The sequence below is a fragment of the Mycobacterium sp. D16Q16 genome (genome assembly GCF_002013745.1).
GTDB lineage: Bacteria > Actinomycetota > Actinomycetes > Mycobacteriales > Mycobacteriaceae > Mycobacterium.
In genome coordinates this window covers 553,976-569,858 of sequence record NZ_MAEY01000001.1, presented here as the reverse complement: position 1 = coordinate 569,858, position 15,883 = coordinate 553,976, and the positions used below count along the sequence as shown (strand labels likewise).

15 protein-coding genes are annotated in these 15,883 nt (G+C 63.3%); 9 read left to right on the top strand and 6 right to left on the bottom strand.

The features are described from left to right. Positions 1–4: 4 nt before the first annotated feature. Genes B4394_RS02730 through B4394_RS02705 form a run of 6 tightly spaced genes read left to right on the top strand, consistent with a single transcriptional unit; the run spans position 5 to position 5,380 of the window. Positions 5–757, top strand: coding sequence for an SDR family oxidoreductase (locus tag B4394_RS02730; RefSeq protein WP_078309830.1), 753 nt, complete (start codon positions 5–7; stop codon positions 755–757). Next, on the top strand, positions 754–1,620 hold the full coding sequence (locus B4394_RS02725; RefSeq protein ID WP_078314060.1) for an NAD(P)-dependent oxidoreductase: 867 nt from the start codon (positions 754–756) through the stop codon (positions 1,618–1,620). Before B4394_RS02730 ends, B4394_RS02725 begins: the two co-directional genes overlap by 4 nt. Next, positions 1,613–1,981 carry a carboxymuconolactone decarboxylase family protein gene (locus tag B4394_RS02720; RefSeq protein ID WP_078314057.1) on the top strand — a complete coding sequence of 123 codons (369 nt, stop codon included), beginning with the start codon at positions 1,613–1,615 and terminating at the stop codon, positions 1,979–1,981. Before B4394_RS02725 ends, B4394_RS02720 begins: the two co-directional genes overlap by 8 nt. After that, on the top strand, positions 1,974–3,197 hold the full coding sequence (locus B4394_RS02715) for a hypothetical protein (protein ID WP_078314056.1): 1,224 nt from the start codon (positions 1,974–1,976) through the stop codon (positions 3,195–3,197). Before B4394_RS02720 ends, B4394_RS02715 begins: the two co-directional genes overlap by 8 nt. A gap of 43 nt (positions 3,198–3,240) precedes the next feature. Then, the gene (locus tag B4394_RS02710; protein ID WP_078314242.1) at positions 3,241–4,737 is read left to right on the top strand and encodes a carboxylesterase/lipase family protein; all 1,497 of its coding nucleotides are present in this window, start codon (positions 3,241–3,243) and stop codon (positions 4,735–4,737) included. A gap of 46 nt (positions 4,738–4,783) precedes the next feature. Next, entirely contained in the window at positions 4,784–5,380 is a 597-nt protein-coding gene (locus B4394_RS02705; protein ID WP_078309821.1) for a DUF5701 family protein, read from the top strand. Between the two features lie 5 nt (positions 5,381–5,385). On the opposite strand, the gene B4394_RS02700 is transcribed toward B4394_RS02705, so the two are convergent. From B4394_RS02700 to B4394_RS02685, 4 genes are read right to left on the bottom strand one after another with little or no spacing between them, the layout of a single operon-like run. Further along, the gene (locus B4394_RS02700; RefSeq protein WP_286141875.1) at positions 5,386–5,967 is read right to left on the bottom strand and encodes a TetR/AcrR family transcriptional regulator; all 582 of its coding nucleotides are present in this window, start codon (positions 5,965–5,967) and stop codon (positions 5,386–5,388) included. A 42-nt stretch (positions 5,968–6,009) separates the two neighbouring features. Next, positions 6,010–8,010, bottom strand: coding sequence for an acetoacetate--CoA ligase (locus B4394_RS02695; protein ID WP_078314053.1), 2,001 nt, complete (start codon positions 8,008–8,010; stop codon positions 6,010–6,012). Then, positions 8,007–9,662: an FAD-dependent monooxygenase gene (locus B4394_RS02690; protein ID WP_078314241.1), complete on the bottom strand. Its 1,656-nt coding sequence runs from the start codon at positions 9,660–9,662 to the stop codon at positions 8,007–8,009. The genes B4394_RS02695 and B4394_RS02690 overlap by 4 nt, the downstream gene beginning before the upstream one ends. Before the next feature lie 5 nt (positions 9,663–9,667). Further along, entirely contained in the window at positions 9,668–10,183 is a 516-nt protein-coding gene (locus B4394_RS02685; protein WP_078309815.1) for a VOC family protein, read from the bottom strand. 139 nt (positions 10,184–10,322) lie between these two features. Between B4394_RS02685 and B4394_RS02680 the strand changes: the two genes are divergently transcribed. Further along, positions 10,323–11,186 carry a fumarylacetoacetate hydrolase family protein gene (locus B4394_RS02680; protein ID WP_286141874.1) on the top strand — a complete coding sequence of 288 codons (864 nt, stop codon included), beginning with the start codon at positions 10,323–10,325 and terminating at the stop codon, positions 11,184–11,186. A 72-nt stretch (positions 11,187–11,258) separates the two neighbouring features. After that, positions 11,259–12,641, top strand: a complete 1,383-nt coding sequence (locus B4394_RS02675) for a hypothetical protein (protein WP_078309813.1) — start codon at positions 11,259–11,261, stop codon at positions 12,639–12,641. Here B4394_RS02675 and B4394_RS02670 read toward each other — a convergent pair. After that, complete coding sequence (locus B4394_RS02670; protein ID WP_078314050.1) at positions 12,624–13,532, bottom strand: oxygenase MpaB family protein; 909 nt, start codon at positions 13,530–13,532, stop codon at positions 12,624–12,626. The genes B4394_RS02675 and B4394_RS02670 overlap by 18 nt on opposite strands. 130 nt (positions 13,533–13,662) lie before the next feature. Between B4394_RS02670 and B4394_RS02665 the strand changes: the two genes are divergently transcribed. Then, complete coding sequence (locus B4394_RS02665; protein ID WP_078309809.1) at positions 13,663–14,097, top strand: hypothetical protein; 435 nt, start codon at positions 13,663–13,665, stop codon at positions 14,095–14,097. Positions 14,098–14,172: 75 nt separating this feature from the next. Here B4394_RS02665 and B4394_RS02660 read toward each other — a convergent pair whose 3' ends face one another. Further along, the gene (locus B4394_RS02660; RefSeq protein WP_078309807.1) at positions 14,173–15,855 is read right to left on the bottom strand and encodes a GMC oxidoreductase; all 1,683 of its coding nucleotides are present in this window, start codon (positions 15,853–15,855) and stop codon (positions 14,173–14,175) included. Positions 15,856–15,883: the final 28 nt, after the last annotated feature.

Here is a 15,883-nt window from a genome sequence, read left to right as displayed (position 1 = left end):
TCTCATGGGAGAGTTTGAGGGCAAGGTCGCCATCGTCACCGGTGCCGCGCAGGGCATCGGGGAGGCGTACGCACATGCGCTGGCCCGCGAAGGCGCGGCGGTGGTCGTCGCCGATATCAACGCCGAGTTGGGCGAGGGCGTCGCCAAGCAAATCGTGGCCGACGGCGGCAAGGCCATCTTCGCGAGCGTCGACGTTTCCGACCCTGATTCGGCAATAGCCATGGCGGACAAGGCAGTCGCTGAGTTCGGTGGCATTGACTATCTGGTGAACAATGCGGCGATCTACGGCGGTATGAAGCTCGATCTGCTGCTATCGGTGCCGTGGGATTACTACAAGAAGTTCATGAGTGTGAACCAGGACGGGGCGCTGGTCTGCACCCGGGCCGTGTACAAGCACATCGCCAAGCGCGGAGGTGGCGCCATCGTCAACCAATCCTCCACGGCGGCATGGCTGTACTCGGGCTTTTACGGATTGGCGAAGGTAGGCATCAACGGGCTTACCCAGCAGCTGTCCCGTGAATTGGGCGGGCAGAAGATCCGTATCAACGCCATCGCGCCGGGGCCCACCGACACCGAGGCGACCCGCGGTACCGTGCCGGAGCAGTTCCGCAGTGAGCTCGTCAAGAACATCCCGCTGAGCCGCATGGGCACCGTCGACGACATGGTGGGCATGTGCCTTTTCCTGTTGTCAGATAAGGCTTCCTGGATCACCGGCCAGGTGTTCAACGTCGACGGCGGACAGATCATCCGGTCATGACGCAGTCTGCCCTCACGCTGGGGTACATCGGTCTGGGCAATATGGGTGCGCCCATGGCTCAGCGACTTGTCGACTGGCCCGGCGGTCTGACGGTCTTCGATCTGCGGACTGAGACCATGACGCCGCTCGTCGAGGCCGGCGCGCGCGCCGCGGACAACCTGGCCGATATCGCCGCTGCCGACCTCATCAGCGTCACCGTGCTGGACGACGCGCAGGTGCGTGAGGTGGTTGGGGAACTCGCGCCGAGAGTCAAGCCGGGCACCATCATCGCCATCCACTCCACCATCAGTGACGCGACAGCGGTGCAGCTCGCCAAGGAACTTGCGCCCCAACAGATTCACGTCATCGACGCACCGGTGAGCGGTGGCGCCCCCGGCGCCCACAAGGGCGAGCTCGCCACCATGGTCGGCGCCGACGACGAGACGTTCGCACGGGTCAAGGAGCCCTTCTCGAAGTGGGCGTCGCTGGTGATTCATGCCGGTGCCCCGGGTGCGGGCACCCGAATGAAGCTGGCGCGCAACCTCCTACATTTCGTTGCCTTCACCGCGGCAGGGGAGGCGCAGCGCCTGGCCGAAAGTTGTGGCCTGGATATCACCGATCTGGGCAAGGTGGTGCGTCACACGGACGCCATCACCGGTGGGCCGGGCGCCATCATGTTGCGCGATACCACCGAACCGGTGACATCGGACAGCTTCTGGCACCCGATCTTCACGCATGTGCGCGGTCTCGGTGAGAAGGACCTGAGCCTGGCCCTGGCGCTGGGCGAAGCGCAGTCAGTCCAGCTACCGCTGGCCTCGTTGGCTCGTGAGCGACTGGCCGCGAGTCTTGGTGTGCCACACGAGGAAGGGGCAAGTAATGGATGAGCTGCGCCGCAAGGGCCTGGACAAGATGAAAGAGGTCTACGGCTGGGACATGCCCGACCTGCCCGGCGACTACTTCAAGTACACCGCCGAGCATCTCTTCGGCACTATTTGGGATCGCCAGGAGCTGTCGATGCGTGATCGTCGACTGCTGCTCCTGGGTGCGGTAAGTGCCCTGGGGCTCGACGAGATTCTGGAGATCCAGACGGGTGCCGCGCTCAAGAACGGTGAGCTCACCGATGCCGAGCTGCGGGAGGTGGCGCTGTTTATCACGCACTACGTGGGGTGGCCACTCGGGCAACGGGTCAATAAGCATGTCGAGATGGCCATCGCCAAACGCGCGAAAGAGTCAAAGGGTGACTAGCCGATTCTCCGCGCTATCCCAGGGCCAGTTGGCGGTTCTGGTTCCGGAGCTGCTGCTCATCGGTCAGCTGATCGATCGATCTGGAATGGCCTATTGCATACAGCATTTCGGGCGGGAGGAGATGCTGCAGGTCGCCATCGAGGAGTGGGCGTCATCGAGTCCGATCTACACCCGTCGCATGCAGAAGGCGCTGCGGTTCGAGGGCAACGATGTGATCACCATCTTCAAGGGTATGCAGCTCGACATCGGGGCTCCGCCACAGTTCATGGACTTCCGTTACACCGTGCATGACAAGTGGCACGGGGAGTTTCACCTCGACCACTGTGGTGCGCTGCTCGACGTCGAACCGCTTGGACCCGATTACGTGACGGGTATGTGTCACGACATCGAAGACCCCACCTTCGATGCGACGGCATTCGCCACCAATCCGCATGCCCAGGTACGCCCGATTCACCGGCCTCCGCGCACGCCCGCCGACCGGCATCCGCATTGCGCGTGGACGGTGACCATCGACGAGTCGTATCCGGCGGTGTCCGGTATCCCGGCCCTGGATGTCGTCGGTGCATCGATAGCTGCCGGTTGGGAATTGGGCGGAATCGATCCGGCCGACGCGGGAGCCTCCGACTACGCCGGACCGCTACTGTCCGACCTGGACTTCGGTGCGTTCTCACATTCGGCACTGGTGCGGATAGCCGACGAGATCTGTCTGCAGATGCATCTCCTGTTTCTGGGGTTCTCGATCGCGGTAGGCAAGAGGGCGGCTGATGCCGAGCTGGCCCGCACTGTATGTACCCAGCAGCTCATCGGTATTGCGGGTGTCGCCGCGGCGCGGATCAAGCAGGCGTTGCAGGTCCCCGACGGGATCGATGGAGTGCTGCAGGTACTCCACGTGCACCCGCTGTTGAATCCCGTCGGATATGTGAACGCCGAAATCTCCGGAGGTCAGCTCCGTGTGTGGGAGTCGCCCGCGCACCAGGATCGGGCTTGGATCTCGCTGTGCGGTCCCGCCGAGACGCGGCCGCTGCAGGCCATCGCGACCGCGGTCGATCCGCATATCGGCGCGGAGGTTTCGGGAGATGCCGAGGAATGGGTGGCCGCATTCGTCGAGCATGAGGGTGAGGACAAACAGCTGCCCGAGGTGATGATCGCCAATGTCAGCGGGGGATCGCGGTTCGTCTTCGAGACGCGCAAATCACTGCCTCTGACCGTGGTGTGAGGCGCCGATGACAAAGGGCTCGAAAGACGTTGCGCGGGTTCCGGTGCGGGTGCAGACCGCGAACGGCGTGGTGGAGGGTTTCCGCGATACCGGTGTGCATCGTTTTCGCGCTATACCGTACGCCGAGCCCCCGGTGGGTGCATTGCGCCTGCGCAGCCCGGCGCCCGCGAAACCCTGGGCTGGGGTGCTGCCCTGCGATTCCTGGAAATCGGCGTCTCCGCAGAAACGTATCTACGTACCGCTCTCGATCAACAGGTTCCAGGCGGTCAGCGAGGACTGTCTGACGGTGAACGTCACCGTCCCGGATGAGACCTCCGGGGAGGCACTGCCGGTGATGTTCTACATCCACGGCGGCGCCTATGTTTTGGGCAGTTCCGCGCTGGCCTTATACGACGGCGCCGATCTTGCACGGCGTGGCTGTGTCTTCGTCTCGGTGAACTATCGGGTGGGGGCCTATGGGGCCATCGACCTGTCCTCCCTGTCGGATGGCCGGCACACCATCGACAGCAATCTGTACCTGCGCGATCTGGTGCTGGCACTGCGGTGGGTGCGCGACAACATAGCGGCCTTCAACGGAGATCCCAACAGTGTCACGATCTTTGGCGAAAGCGCCGGTGCGCATTGTGTCCAGATGCTGGTGACCGTTCCGGCGGCCGCCGGGCTGTTCCAGCGCGCGATCTGCCAGAGCACGGCCAGCGGAATGATCCACACCCGGGACGAGGCGGCGGCCACAGCGCGCCAGCTCGTCGAGTATCTCGGTGTCGACCGCCGCGGCTCCGCTGAGGCGGTCATCAATGCCAGGCCGCGCGATCTCGTGCGGGCGACACACCGGCTGCTCACCGCGAAAACCCGGGAATCGGCCTTCTCGCTGGGTGTGGGCCCCAGCATAGACGGTGAGGTTGTACCCGATGACCCGATCGCGATGATGGAACGCGGTGAGGCGCACCGGGTCCCGCTCATCATCGGATACAACGCGGAAGAGGTCCGGTTGTTCAACCGACTGCTGACCCGGGTGATGTCGGTGTCCCGGTTCGACGCACGTGCTGTCGCGGGAACTCTCGGTGCCCTCGGCCCGGAGGCCGCGAAGCGGGTGATCAGTTCCTACGAGGGCTATCCGTCCAAGACTGCTGTGGTGCGTCTCATGGGGGATGCGATGTTCGGCTCGGAGGCCTGGCGCGTGGCGCAGGCGCACAGCCATCACTCGTCGGTCTACTTCTACCGGTACGACTATGCGCCGCGCCCGCTGCGGCGTTTCGGGCCGGGGGCCGCGCACGCGACGGAACTGTTCGCGGTGTTCGGCCACTTCAAGCGCTGGCCCGCATTGGCCGGGAAAAGAGATATGCCGGACGCGTTGGCGCTCACCGAGGACATTCAGAGCCGCTGGCTGGCGTTCTCACGCACGGGCATCCCGGGCACCGAATGGCCGGTCTACAGGGAGCCGGAGCACGCCGTCATGGTGTTCGACCACCATCGGCGTATCGATCTGGACCCGCATCGCGCGCAGCGGGAGTTATGGCGCGATCTCAGCCGCGCAGCCTGAGCGGTCCTCGCGGGAACTTGCCGGGAGATCGCTGCGTTGACGGTCAATGCCCGCTGCTCAGGATGAATTCGACCGCCAGCTCGCCCATCTGACTGAACGTGGATACCCAGTCGACGACAGCGCCGTCGAGCTTCGTACTCGGATCGCTGATCTTCCACCGTCCACCGTCGAGCCCGGCGATCACATTCCGTTCGTTCTGGTCGTCACCGGACTCAGCTATGAGCAGACGGCGCCGTTGATGAGCCTGAATGGGCGCAACGGGTTTCATGTCATGGATGACGGCGACGCCGAGGTGTACCAACCGATCGTGAACATCCCGGGTCGGGTCTACCTGCTCACCGATATCGACACCGGGAGCGAGTTCTGCGATGTGACGCCGGAGCGGGCACTGGAGACGATCACCGCGCGCGGACGCTCTCCGCTGACGATCGACGAGGGCATCATTCTGGTGATGATGCGGCCGGACATGTTGCGCAAGAACAAGTGCTTCTCGCTGGCCGCCTCGCGGGGGAAAGGACAGCGGGTGCCTGCGATCTGGATATCCGATCGGCGCCCGAAGCTCGGATGGTGCTGGGATCGCAATCCGCACACCTGGCTGGGCACCGCCTCATGCGGCGCGAGGTTGACGAGCGGTAATCCGTGAAGTGATTACTTGCGTCTGGCCTTGCGCGCGCTCGCCACGCCAATAGCCGCATCGACGACCATGTCGATGTATTCGGTCAGGGGACGGTCGATCGCGCGGACACTGATGAGCATCCCCTCGAAGAAGATGTGTGCCACGTCGGTCACGAGCGTTCGGTCGACATCGGAGGGCGCATGCGCGTCGATGACCTTCAGAAGCCGTTCTTCAAGCCACCGTTGCACCTCGCCGTAGACCTCGCGAAGGGCCTCCGAATCGGCCATTCGCTCATAGGCCTCGCGATGCATACCGCGAAACGGAAGCATCTGTTCGAGCAATTCCGCCAATTCGGCATGGGGGTCACCGGCGATCTTGCGGTTCGACTCGATGTGTCGACGGCTCTCGATGAAAATCTTGTGCAGTGATGCCGCGAATAGGTCGTCTTTGGTCGGGTAGTACCAGAGCACCGCCGCCGGTGCCACGCCGACGGCCTTACCCACCGCGGCGATGCTGGTCTCCCGGTAGCCCTGGGTGGTGAACAGCTTGCTCGCAGCATCGAGGACTGCTGCCTCGCGTAGGGCCTTCGGTACCCCCTGATTGTTTTTCGGCACGACATCGACCATATGGCATCCGGACAGCATCTTGACGCTCAGTCAAGGGGTAGCCGGTCCGTTCGCGGGTACTCCGGTACGGCTGTGGGCAAACGCTGTGTACCAATCGAGCGCATCCGGGTTGGCCAGCGCGGACGCTGCAGTACTGGTTGCCGAGCTACCTTCCGCCAGTATCCTTTTCACCGAAATCTCGGCCCTTTTGTTTGTGTGGGTCATAGGAATGTCTGGTGCGGCGACGATGTCGTCCGGTACATGCCGCGGCGAGGCCTCGCGACGGATGATGGCGCGAATCCGCTCTTTGAGGTCGTTGTCGAGGGTGTGTCCGTCGGCCAACACGACGAACAGCGGCAGGTAGTACCCGCCGTCCTGTTCTTCGACGCCGACCACGAGCGAGTTCTTGATTTCAGACATGCCATCGAGTGCGGTGTAGATATCCGCACTACCGAAGCGCACGCCGAATCGATTGAGAGTGGCATCGGAGCGTCCGTGGATGATGAAACCGCCGTGCTGTGTCTCGGTGATCCAATCGCCGTGGGTCCACACGCCGGGGAAGCGTTCGAAGTACGCGGCTCGGTATCGGGTCTCCTCGGGGTCGTTCCAGAATGCAACGGGCATGGACGGAATGGGGCGGGTAATCACCATTTCGCCCACCGAACCGATCACTCTGTCACCCCGTTCCGACCAGGCCTGCACCGCGACCCCGAGGGCCGGTCCTTGTATCTCGCCCAGACGTGTGGGCTCAAGTGGATTGGATCCGACGAAGCTGCTGCAGATGTCGGTTCCTCCTGAGACCGAAGCGAGGTGCACGTCGGCCTTGACGGCCTCGTGCACCCACGACCACGTCGGGGTGGGCAGCGGCGATCCTGTGGACATCAGATGCCCTAGCTTGCGCAGGTCCCAATCCTGGCCCGGATTCAGTCCGGCCTGTTGGACACGGCTGAGATAGGCGGCACTGGTGGCAAATTGCGTGACGCCCAGGCGCGCGACGATCTCGAATTGTCGGTCGATGCGTGGGTATGTGGGTGAGCCGGGATAGACCACAACCGATGCACCGCACATCATGTTGGTTAACAACGTATTCCACATCATCCACGACGTACTGGCGGCGGTGTAGTAGACATCGGCGTACCCGACGTTGTGGTTGAGCGCGCCACTTTTCCACGCTTCCAAGACGATTCCGCCGTGCCCATGCACGATTCCCTTGGGAACGCCCGTGGTGCCCGAGGAGAACAATACCCACAGCGGATGATCGAAAGGGACGCGATCATAATGTGGCTTGGCGTCGCCCACGCAGAGAGTACCGAAGTGGAGCCACGCCGGGCTATCGTCGGTGTCCGTGACCAGTACGGCGTGCCGCAGCGTCGGCAGTTGCATACGGATCTGTGCCAGATGTTCTTGGCAGTCCACATGTTTGCCGTTGTACTGGTAGGACATTGACCCGATGAGGGCCACGGGCTCCAGCTGCGCGAAACGATCCAGCGTCCCTTGCACAGAGATCTCCGGGGAGACGATGGCCCACACAGCGCCGATGCTTGCGGTGGCCAGCTGCGCGATGATGGCCTCGGCAGTGTTGGGGAGCACCGCCACGATCCGATCGCCGCGTTTGGTCCCCAACTCGCGCAGCGACGCGGCCAGGGCGGCCACGCGGGTTTCCAGCTCGCGCCAACTGATCTCCCGCGTGGCGTCCTCCTCGTCGATCTCGTAGAGGGCGGCGTCGTCGGCGTGCTGGGGCAGCCGCGCGTAGCGCAGTACGTTCTCGGCGAAGTTCAGCCGGGCCTGTGGATACCAGATGGCATCAGGCATCTGATCGACCGCCAGCGCGGGGCCGTCGAGTCCTTCTCCGATGACATCGAAATACCCGCGTACACAGCTCCAGAACTCAGAAGGGTCGCGCACCGACCATTCCCAGGCCTGTCGGTAACCATCGAGGGTGAGATCGCGTTCGTCTTCTAACCACTGTAAGAACCGGGACAGACGGCTGTCACGCCGCTGAAGGGCGGTGGGACGCCAGCTGATGGGAGGCTCGTCAGTTGCTCTACTCATGGAAGCGCATCCACCACCTCACGACACAAGCCTGTGGTCAGTACGGAGTGCAAGACACTCCGTACTTCATTTTCCGAGATCCCTGCGGACTCTCTTATGCGCCAGGCGATATGGCCGTCCGGGCGCACCAGAATGGCGCCGTCCCGGCCGATACCGAGCGGATCCTCGCCCTCGATATGAAGATCCTTTCCGACACGCAACACCTGGCCGGGAGCACCGTAAAGGTTCCCGGCAGCAAGCCATGAGAGCGCATCCGGTCCCGCGATCAGCGTGAGCCCCGGAACCACGAGGTCCAACGTCGACACCCGCTCTCCGCGGCAGCGCACCCAGGCGTGCGGCAGGCGGCCCCCGACCGCGCCCTGGTCGGGCGGGAACACCGATGCCCGCGGGGTCCCGGAGCTGCCGTAGACGTATCCGATCTCCTGGTCGAGGCAGCGGAAATGCTCGCGTTGTTCGGGAATCGCCCGCGCTAGAGCCTCTCGCGCCGACTGTGCGACCTCCGGGTCGCTACTTTCCAATAGTGCTGCCACCTCCCGGGTTTGGGGTCCGACACCGGCTTCCGTCATCTTGATCGCGTTGGTGAGGCTGAATCGGCCATTGTCCAGGGCAACGGGGCGGCGCTCGGATTCGTAGCTGTCCAGGAGTTCTGGCGGCGCCCACCCGTTCATGACGGCCGCCAGCTTCCAGCCGAGGTTGTCGGCGTCGGCAAGACCGGTATTCATGCCGTAGCCACCTGTCGGGGGAAATTGGTGAGCGGCATCGCCGACCAACAAGATTCGACCGTCACGGTAGTGTGCCGCGGTTCTCAGACTCAGGTTCCAAGCCCCCACAGACTTGACGTCGACGTCGAGTCCGGGAATGCCGATGGCATTGCGCACCAATTGGCGACAGCGTTCATGAGTGAACTCAGCCAGGGATTCGGCAGCAGGGTCGTAGCCGAAGTTGTATGTCCAGCGGAGCTTTCCGTCCATCGCGATGAGTGCGCCCGCCGACTCCGTATTGAGGACCCAGGTCAGGATGCTCGGGACAACCCCGGCGCGTGCGGCGATATCGGCGTGGAAGTACACGTTGATGTGGTGGGCGAGAGATATCGGATCTCCCCAATCCATATTGAGCCAGGTGCAGCTCGTGGCGCCGGCACCCACCGCCGCTACCGCGTATTCGGCGTATTCGGTACCGCCATCGGTATGGACGGCTACCGTGTCGCCGCGGTCTTGCACGTCCATAACTGACGTGTCAAACCGAACTTCCGACATGCCTTGTACACGTAGGGCATTGAGTAGATGCGTTTGGACGCGATCCTGGGCGCAGGAGACCGTGCGCGTCGGGGAGGCGTGCGCCCGGCGGGTCAACTCCGGCTGCGGCATGTCATCAAGGTCGATGCACCCGAACTCCTCGCCGGCCATGGTGCTTTTCCACGTGACGTGACGCATGAAGTTATGGCCGATCGCATCCGCTTCCACTGCGTTGGCGATGCCCCAGGCGCGGAAAAGCTCCATGGTCCTCGTGTTCACCACATGGGCACGCGGGTGCGGGTTGACGCCCGTGAATCGCTCGAATATCACACTGCGAATCCCGTAGCGGCCCAATACGTATGCGGTGGCCAGACCGGTTGGTCCTGCTCCGATGATGGCAACTGGCGATGTGGACATGGCGGTCACGGCACCTTCACGAGCTCAGCAACGGGTTCCCCGGCGTCAAAGCGGGCCACCAACTCGTCGGGATCGAATTCCACGCCAATGGGGTTGGCGTGGAATTTGCCGGAGTCCAGGTATTCCTGAACCTCCTGTGCGGTGGCGAAATTGTCGATCTGCAGTTCAACCTGGTTGTCATCAGGATCGCGGAAGTACATCGAGGTGGTGGGTCCGTGGTTGATCGTCCAATGTGGCTTTACCCCAGTGCCTTTGAGTCGAACATAGGTGGCCAGCAGGTCGCCCAGGTTGTCGTACGTGAACGCGACGTGGTCCATCCCGCAGTGCTGGTAGGTCGGATGCTCCTGGGCGCCCATGTTCAGGAACGCCATCCGGTGATGTTCGTCGTCGTAGGTCATGAATGCCAACACGTCGTTGACGTAGGCCGTGTGCCCTTCGAGTACGAGGTTGTACCAGTCCAGCATCGTTCGGTGCTGCGCGGTGCGCAGAACGACATGGGCAAGCTTCGCGGGAGACGCCATTGTGGATCCCTTCGATGATCGGTAGCGCCGAGACCCTCCCGGCTCATGATCGTTAGTCAAGAGACAAGATCTCATTCTCTTGTCTATGAGTCAAGAGATGCGTATCGTCTGGATCAGCCCACACCAAAAGAAGAGGTAGATGTCCATGCGCCTGTATTCGACGACCGACGGCATCGCCCGTGAGGACGGGCCCGGAGAGCTTGCCTTTCTGGAACTGGATGTGCTCGACCTGGGCGAGTTACTACGGGTGGGGTCGCTCGACGAGGCTCGCACCGCGCGGGTGCGTAAGCATCTCGCGCTGCAGGAATGCGGCCTGATGGCGCCGGTGCCCCGCCCGGGAAAGGTGCCTATTGTTGGCCTGAACTATCAGAGCCATCTCGACGAGGTTGTCGGGGCGATGGGCATCCAACCTTCGGACCTCCCAACGGAACCCAACGTCCACCTCACTGCTGGCTCGGCAGTCGTGGGGACGGGTGCTCCGATCCTGCTACCTGCTTTCGCGCCATCCGCAGTCGACTATGAGGGTGAGATTGCTGTTGTGATCGGCCGGCGCGCCACATCGGTCGACGAGCGCCACGCGTGGTCGCATGTCGCCGGATTTACGGTGGCCAATGACGTCAGCGCCCGAGATATCCAACGCAGGGCGATGTCTGGGGATCTCACGGTTTCCATGGGACTTGCCAAGAGTTTCGATACCTTCAAACCGCTCGGACCATGTTTGGTGACGGCAGACGAGTTCGGTCCGCGCTTGGATCTGGCGATCCGCACCACGGTCAACGGCGAACTCCGTCAGGACGCCACGACCGGCGAGTTCCTGCATCAGATCCCGGAACTCATCGCCTTCGCCTCCCGGCTGTTCACCCTGGAACCCGGAGATGTGCTGCTCACCGGTTCTCCGCAGGGTGTTGGACTTTTCAGCAACCGGTTCCTTGCGGCGGGAGATGTCGTCGAGGTCAGCGTCGACCGTATCGGGACGCTTACGAACTCCGTCGAGGCTTCGTAAGGATCGTCGCCCTTAGGTCGCTTCGTCGCGGTCACTGGATGTGATCAACGCGCACCTGTCACACTGTTAATAATGGTGGCGATGTCGGCACTGGTTTTCGGACTCAGCTGGTGGCTGGGTCTGTATCTGCTCGCGCGCAACCCCCGCAAGCCCGTCCTGGTCCTCGCCGCGATCGGACTGATTGGTTACTCCGTTGTCGTCGCACTCGACGCCATCCGGGTTACTCCGGGATCCGATGCCGAGCTGCTGGGCCGCATCGAGGTTTTCACCGCGATCATCCCGAGTGTCGCCTGGCTGCTGGTGCTGCTTGAACTCACCAATACCGGCGACCGGTGGCGTGATCGCGCCGCGATGGCTGTCCCCGGTGCCGTCCTGGCGGTCGTGCTGCTGGTGGGCGCGTCGCTGGCCGGAACCATCGCCGGTCCCGCACAACTTGGGCACTGGATCATGTTCTGTGCCAATGGGACCGCCGCCATCGGTGCGGCGATCTTGTTGTTCCGCCGACGTGCCTCGATACCCGGTTCGGCGCGGGGCGTCGTCCTGGTCGCCACCATGTTCTTCACCCTCGGTGATGCGCAGCTGATCATCCCGCTCGGCATCCTGCCGAGCTGGCTGGCGCTGGCGTCGACAGGTTTCGATCTGGTGTTGCTCGGTCTGGGGGTTGCACTCTGGGACGCCTTCGACGAGGGACAGGCCCTGCGCGGTGACATGCTGCGTTCGTTCGTCGCCTCCATTCTGGTCGGGGCGTTGTTCGGCGCCCAGGCCATGATCGGCATCGCCGTCGTCGGTCAATCGGTCGCCCTGGTGGTCCTGTTGTTCACCAGCGTCGCCCTGGCCATCTGCATCCAGGTGCAATCGGGCCCCTTCGCCGACTTCCTTGACCGCCTGGCGTTCTCGCGCTCCCCGCAGCTGCGTCACGAGCGTTCCGAGCTGCGTAACACCGAGGCCGCGTTGCCGCTGAAATCGGCATCGCCCATCGACGGCGTCGACGACGAAACGTTCACCCGTCTGACGCGCCGGGCACTGAGCCATTACGGCGACCTGGCCAAACTCGTCGCCAGCCCGCTGACATCGCTGCCCGCCATCGATGAACGCCTCACCGATCGTGGCGCCTCTGATCAGCCTGTCGAGCGTGCCAACGAGCTCAGGGCGGTGCTTGCCGAATCCATTTCACGGCTCAAGCCCCGGGAGGACGGGGATTTCGGCACCACCGATCAATGGCGCTACTACAACGCGCTGTACTTTCCGTACGTCATGGGCGTGCGGGCATACGCGCAGGGTGCGACCGCCGCGGGACTGGACCCGGTATCGCGTCAGGCGTGGCAGTGGCTGGTCACCGAGGTGCCGCAGCGTTCGTTGCACAACTGGCAGAACGCCGCGGCCAAACTCATCGCCGCGGATCTGCGCGCACAGACCGTCCCGGTGTCCAATGGTTCATCACCAGTTTCGCGGTAGCCGTCCCCGTTCCCGCCGCCAGCCGGCATGGCTGCCCGGATGCCATCTCCACGATGTCGGGATGAAGGGCCACGCCAGTGGCACGGCGCGCAAAAGCGCGCGGTAGGCCGTCTCGTCCGCAAGGTTCCAGCGGATCCCAAAACGCTTGCGTACCTGGGGCGGCAAGCCGCCGTAGATGGTGAGTCTCAACGGTGGCGCCAACGCCATGCGCATCGGTGCGGTGGGCAAAGCGAGTCTGGCGGCCGGCTTCAAATAGGACGCCACCGGTAAATACGGGGACTTGCTCATATCGGGCACGGCACGCCCCTCGATGACCTTCATCAGATAGTCGGCCGCGGGGTTGGGGGCGAGCACCTCGTCGCAGTATCGATCCCACTCCCGTTGGAACGCAGCTCTATTCGGTGGCAGCGGCTGCTCGCTCATCGCGTACCGGCGATACCATTCGACGCCCTCTCGGTAGAGCTGCTCTCGTTCGGCGTCGGTGAGCCGGTAACGGGAGTACCTGTCTATGGTCTGTTCGACCATCACCTGAAACGTCGCATGAGCCCACCAGAAGGTCGTCGGGTTCAGTGCGTGATACCGGACGCCGTCGGGCTGGATCCCCTTGATGTCGCGGTGAAAGTCCCGCACCTTCATGCCAGTACCGGCCGCGGGATCGTCGTACACGGTGCCGAGGATCGGGGGTAACGAGCGGAAGACCCTGTCCACAGGGTCTGCGAAGAAGTTCGAGTGCTCGATCAGTGCATAACCGATGGCGGGGTCCATCGTTTGCAGAAGCCCGGCCGTGCCTCCGGTGAAGGCGATGCGCATATCGCCAGCCCAGCGCCATAACAGTGAATGACGGCCGAGCTGCGCACCGGGCGCGGTAGAGATGACATCCGCTGTTGTCATCCTTAGATGATGGCACACCGCGCGGTGAATTGGCAGGGATTGGCAGTGCCGAATGTCGAGATGGCAGTACATCCCGAGGAATGTCGGTGGTGTCAGCTTTCACCCGGAGCTTTCACACAAGGAGTCCCCAATGTCCATAGCTTCAGAGAACGCCTCAGTACTTCGCACCCGATTCGCCCAACCCGACTCGCTCCTGCGATTCGGAATCGGCCTCGACGGCATCGTTACCGGTTCGGTTGCTGTCGTCCTGCTGATCGCCGCGAAATGGCTTGTCGGGCCGCTTGGTCCCTCGCTGGGATTTCAGGTGGCGCATGCCGCCGCTCTCATCGGATACGGGGTGTTGGCCTTCGTGCTGAGCCGGGCCGACAGGTCCAGGCTCGGAACCATCGGCGTCGCCTATATCGCCGGCAACCTGCTGGCCACCGTGCTCTATGTGGCAGCGGGTGTCGTGAGATGGATACCGCTGACCACCGCCGGGGTGACGCTTTCCATCGCATTCGGCATCTACACCGCCGTCATGGCGGACATCCAATTCCTCGGACTACGGCGCCTGCGCTCGGCGTAGCCGCCCACATGCTCGCCTCTTTCTGACGGCGAGCCGGTGCCGGGCCATCCACTGGGTGGCCCGGCACCTTCATGTTTAAACCGGGGTCAGCGGCAAGCGCAGCGCGCCGGGTGCGGACTCCGGAACGGTCGGACGGTTGGGTTGCACCGGGAAGACGCGCTTGTAGGGCGAGCCCAGCGCCGGCCGCGGATCGAGCTCACCCTTGTTGGGCCAGAACGCCATTGCGCGTTCGGCTTGGGCGGTAATGGTGAATGACGGATTCACCCCCAGGTTGGCCGAGATCGCCGAACCATCGGAGACATACAGCCCGGGATATCCGTAGACCCGTTGGTACGGATCGATCACGCCGGTCTCGGGAGAATCGCCGATGGGGCAGCCGCCGATGAAATGCGCCGTCAGCGGGATGTTCATCGAATCCAGGTGGGTGCTGCCCGCGTATCCGTCGACCTTGTCGGCCATCCGCCGTGCGACATCGTGTGCGACCGGGATCCAGTCCGGGTTCGGTTCTCCCGAGCCCTGTTTGGTGGTCATCTTCTTTCCGAACAGCCCGCGCTTGAGATAGGTGGTCAGCGAGTTGTCCAACGACTGCATCACCAGCACGATGATGGAGTGCTGCGCGGCGCGGTAGGGGAACATTGAGCGGAACACCATGGCGGGGTGCCGCACGTTGGCCAGCCAGGTGCGCGCGAAACGCCACGGGCCGCCGTCAACCATGTTGGTGCCCAACATGCTCAGGAAGGTCGAGCCTTCCCCGTATCGGACCACCTCGACATGGGTGTTCGGTTCGGGGTGGATCGACGAGGTAATGGCGACGCCTTGCGAGAAGTCATCGCGGGTGGGGGAGTAGACGATGGGCACGGATTCGGAGTTGGTGCGTGTCTGTTCGCCCAGACGATCCGACAGGTTGGGTAGCGACCCTGAATCCTTGAATTTGTGCAGCAGCCGCTGGGTGCCCAGCGATGCCGCCGAGAACACCACATGCTGTGCGGTGAACGTGCGCTTCTTTTTGCGTACCAGCCGCCCGGTCTGTTTGGTGCTGACCGCATAGCCCTCACGATCCTGCAGGGGCCGCACATCGAGCACCTCGGTAAGCGGATGTATTTCTGCGCCCGCGTGTTCCGCGAGATACAGGTAGTTGGTCTCGGTGGTGTTCTTGGCGTTGTGCTTGCAGCCGGTCATGCAGGCAGCACAGCCGATGCAGCCGGCGCGCTCGGGCCCCGCGCCGCCGAAGAACGGATCCGGCACGGTCTTGCCCGGCTCATCGCCGAAGAAGACACCGACATTGGTGGGGTGGTAGGTGTCCTCGACGCCCAGGTCCTTGGCGACGGCGAGTAGCACCTCATCGGGTGGGGTGGTGTGCGGAGTCTGCGCGACTCCGAGCATCCGGCTGGCCTGGTCGTAATAGGGCGCCAGTTCGGACTTCCAGTCGGTGATATGCGCCCACTGCTTATCGGTGTAGAACTGCTCCAGCGGTTCATACAGCGTGTTGCCGTAGATCAGCGATCCACCGCCCACGCCCACCGCGCTGGCGATGAAGGTCTTGCCCAACACGGTAAGTCGCTGCGGTCCGAAGCACCCGAGCGCGGGTGCCCACATCGCCTTGCGAACGTGCCAGTTGTTCGGGGGAAAATCCTCGCGTTTCCAGCGTTTTCCCATATCAAGTATGCCGACTCGGTAGCCCTTTTCGGTGAGGCGGAGGGCCGCAACGCTCCCACCGAAACCGGACCCGATGACGACCACGTCGTAGTCATAGTCCATGCGGTCAACCTACTGGTTGGTTGCCGCT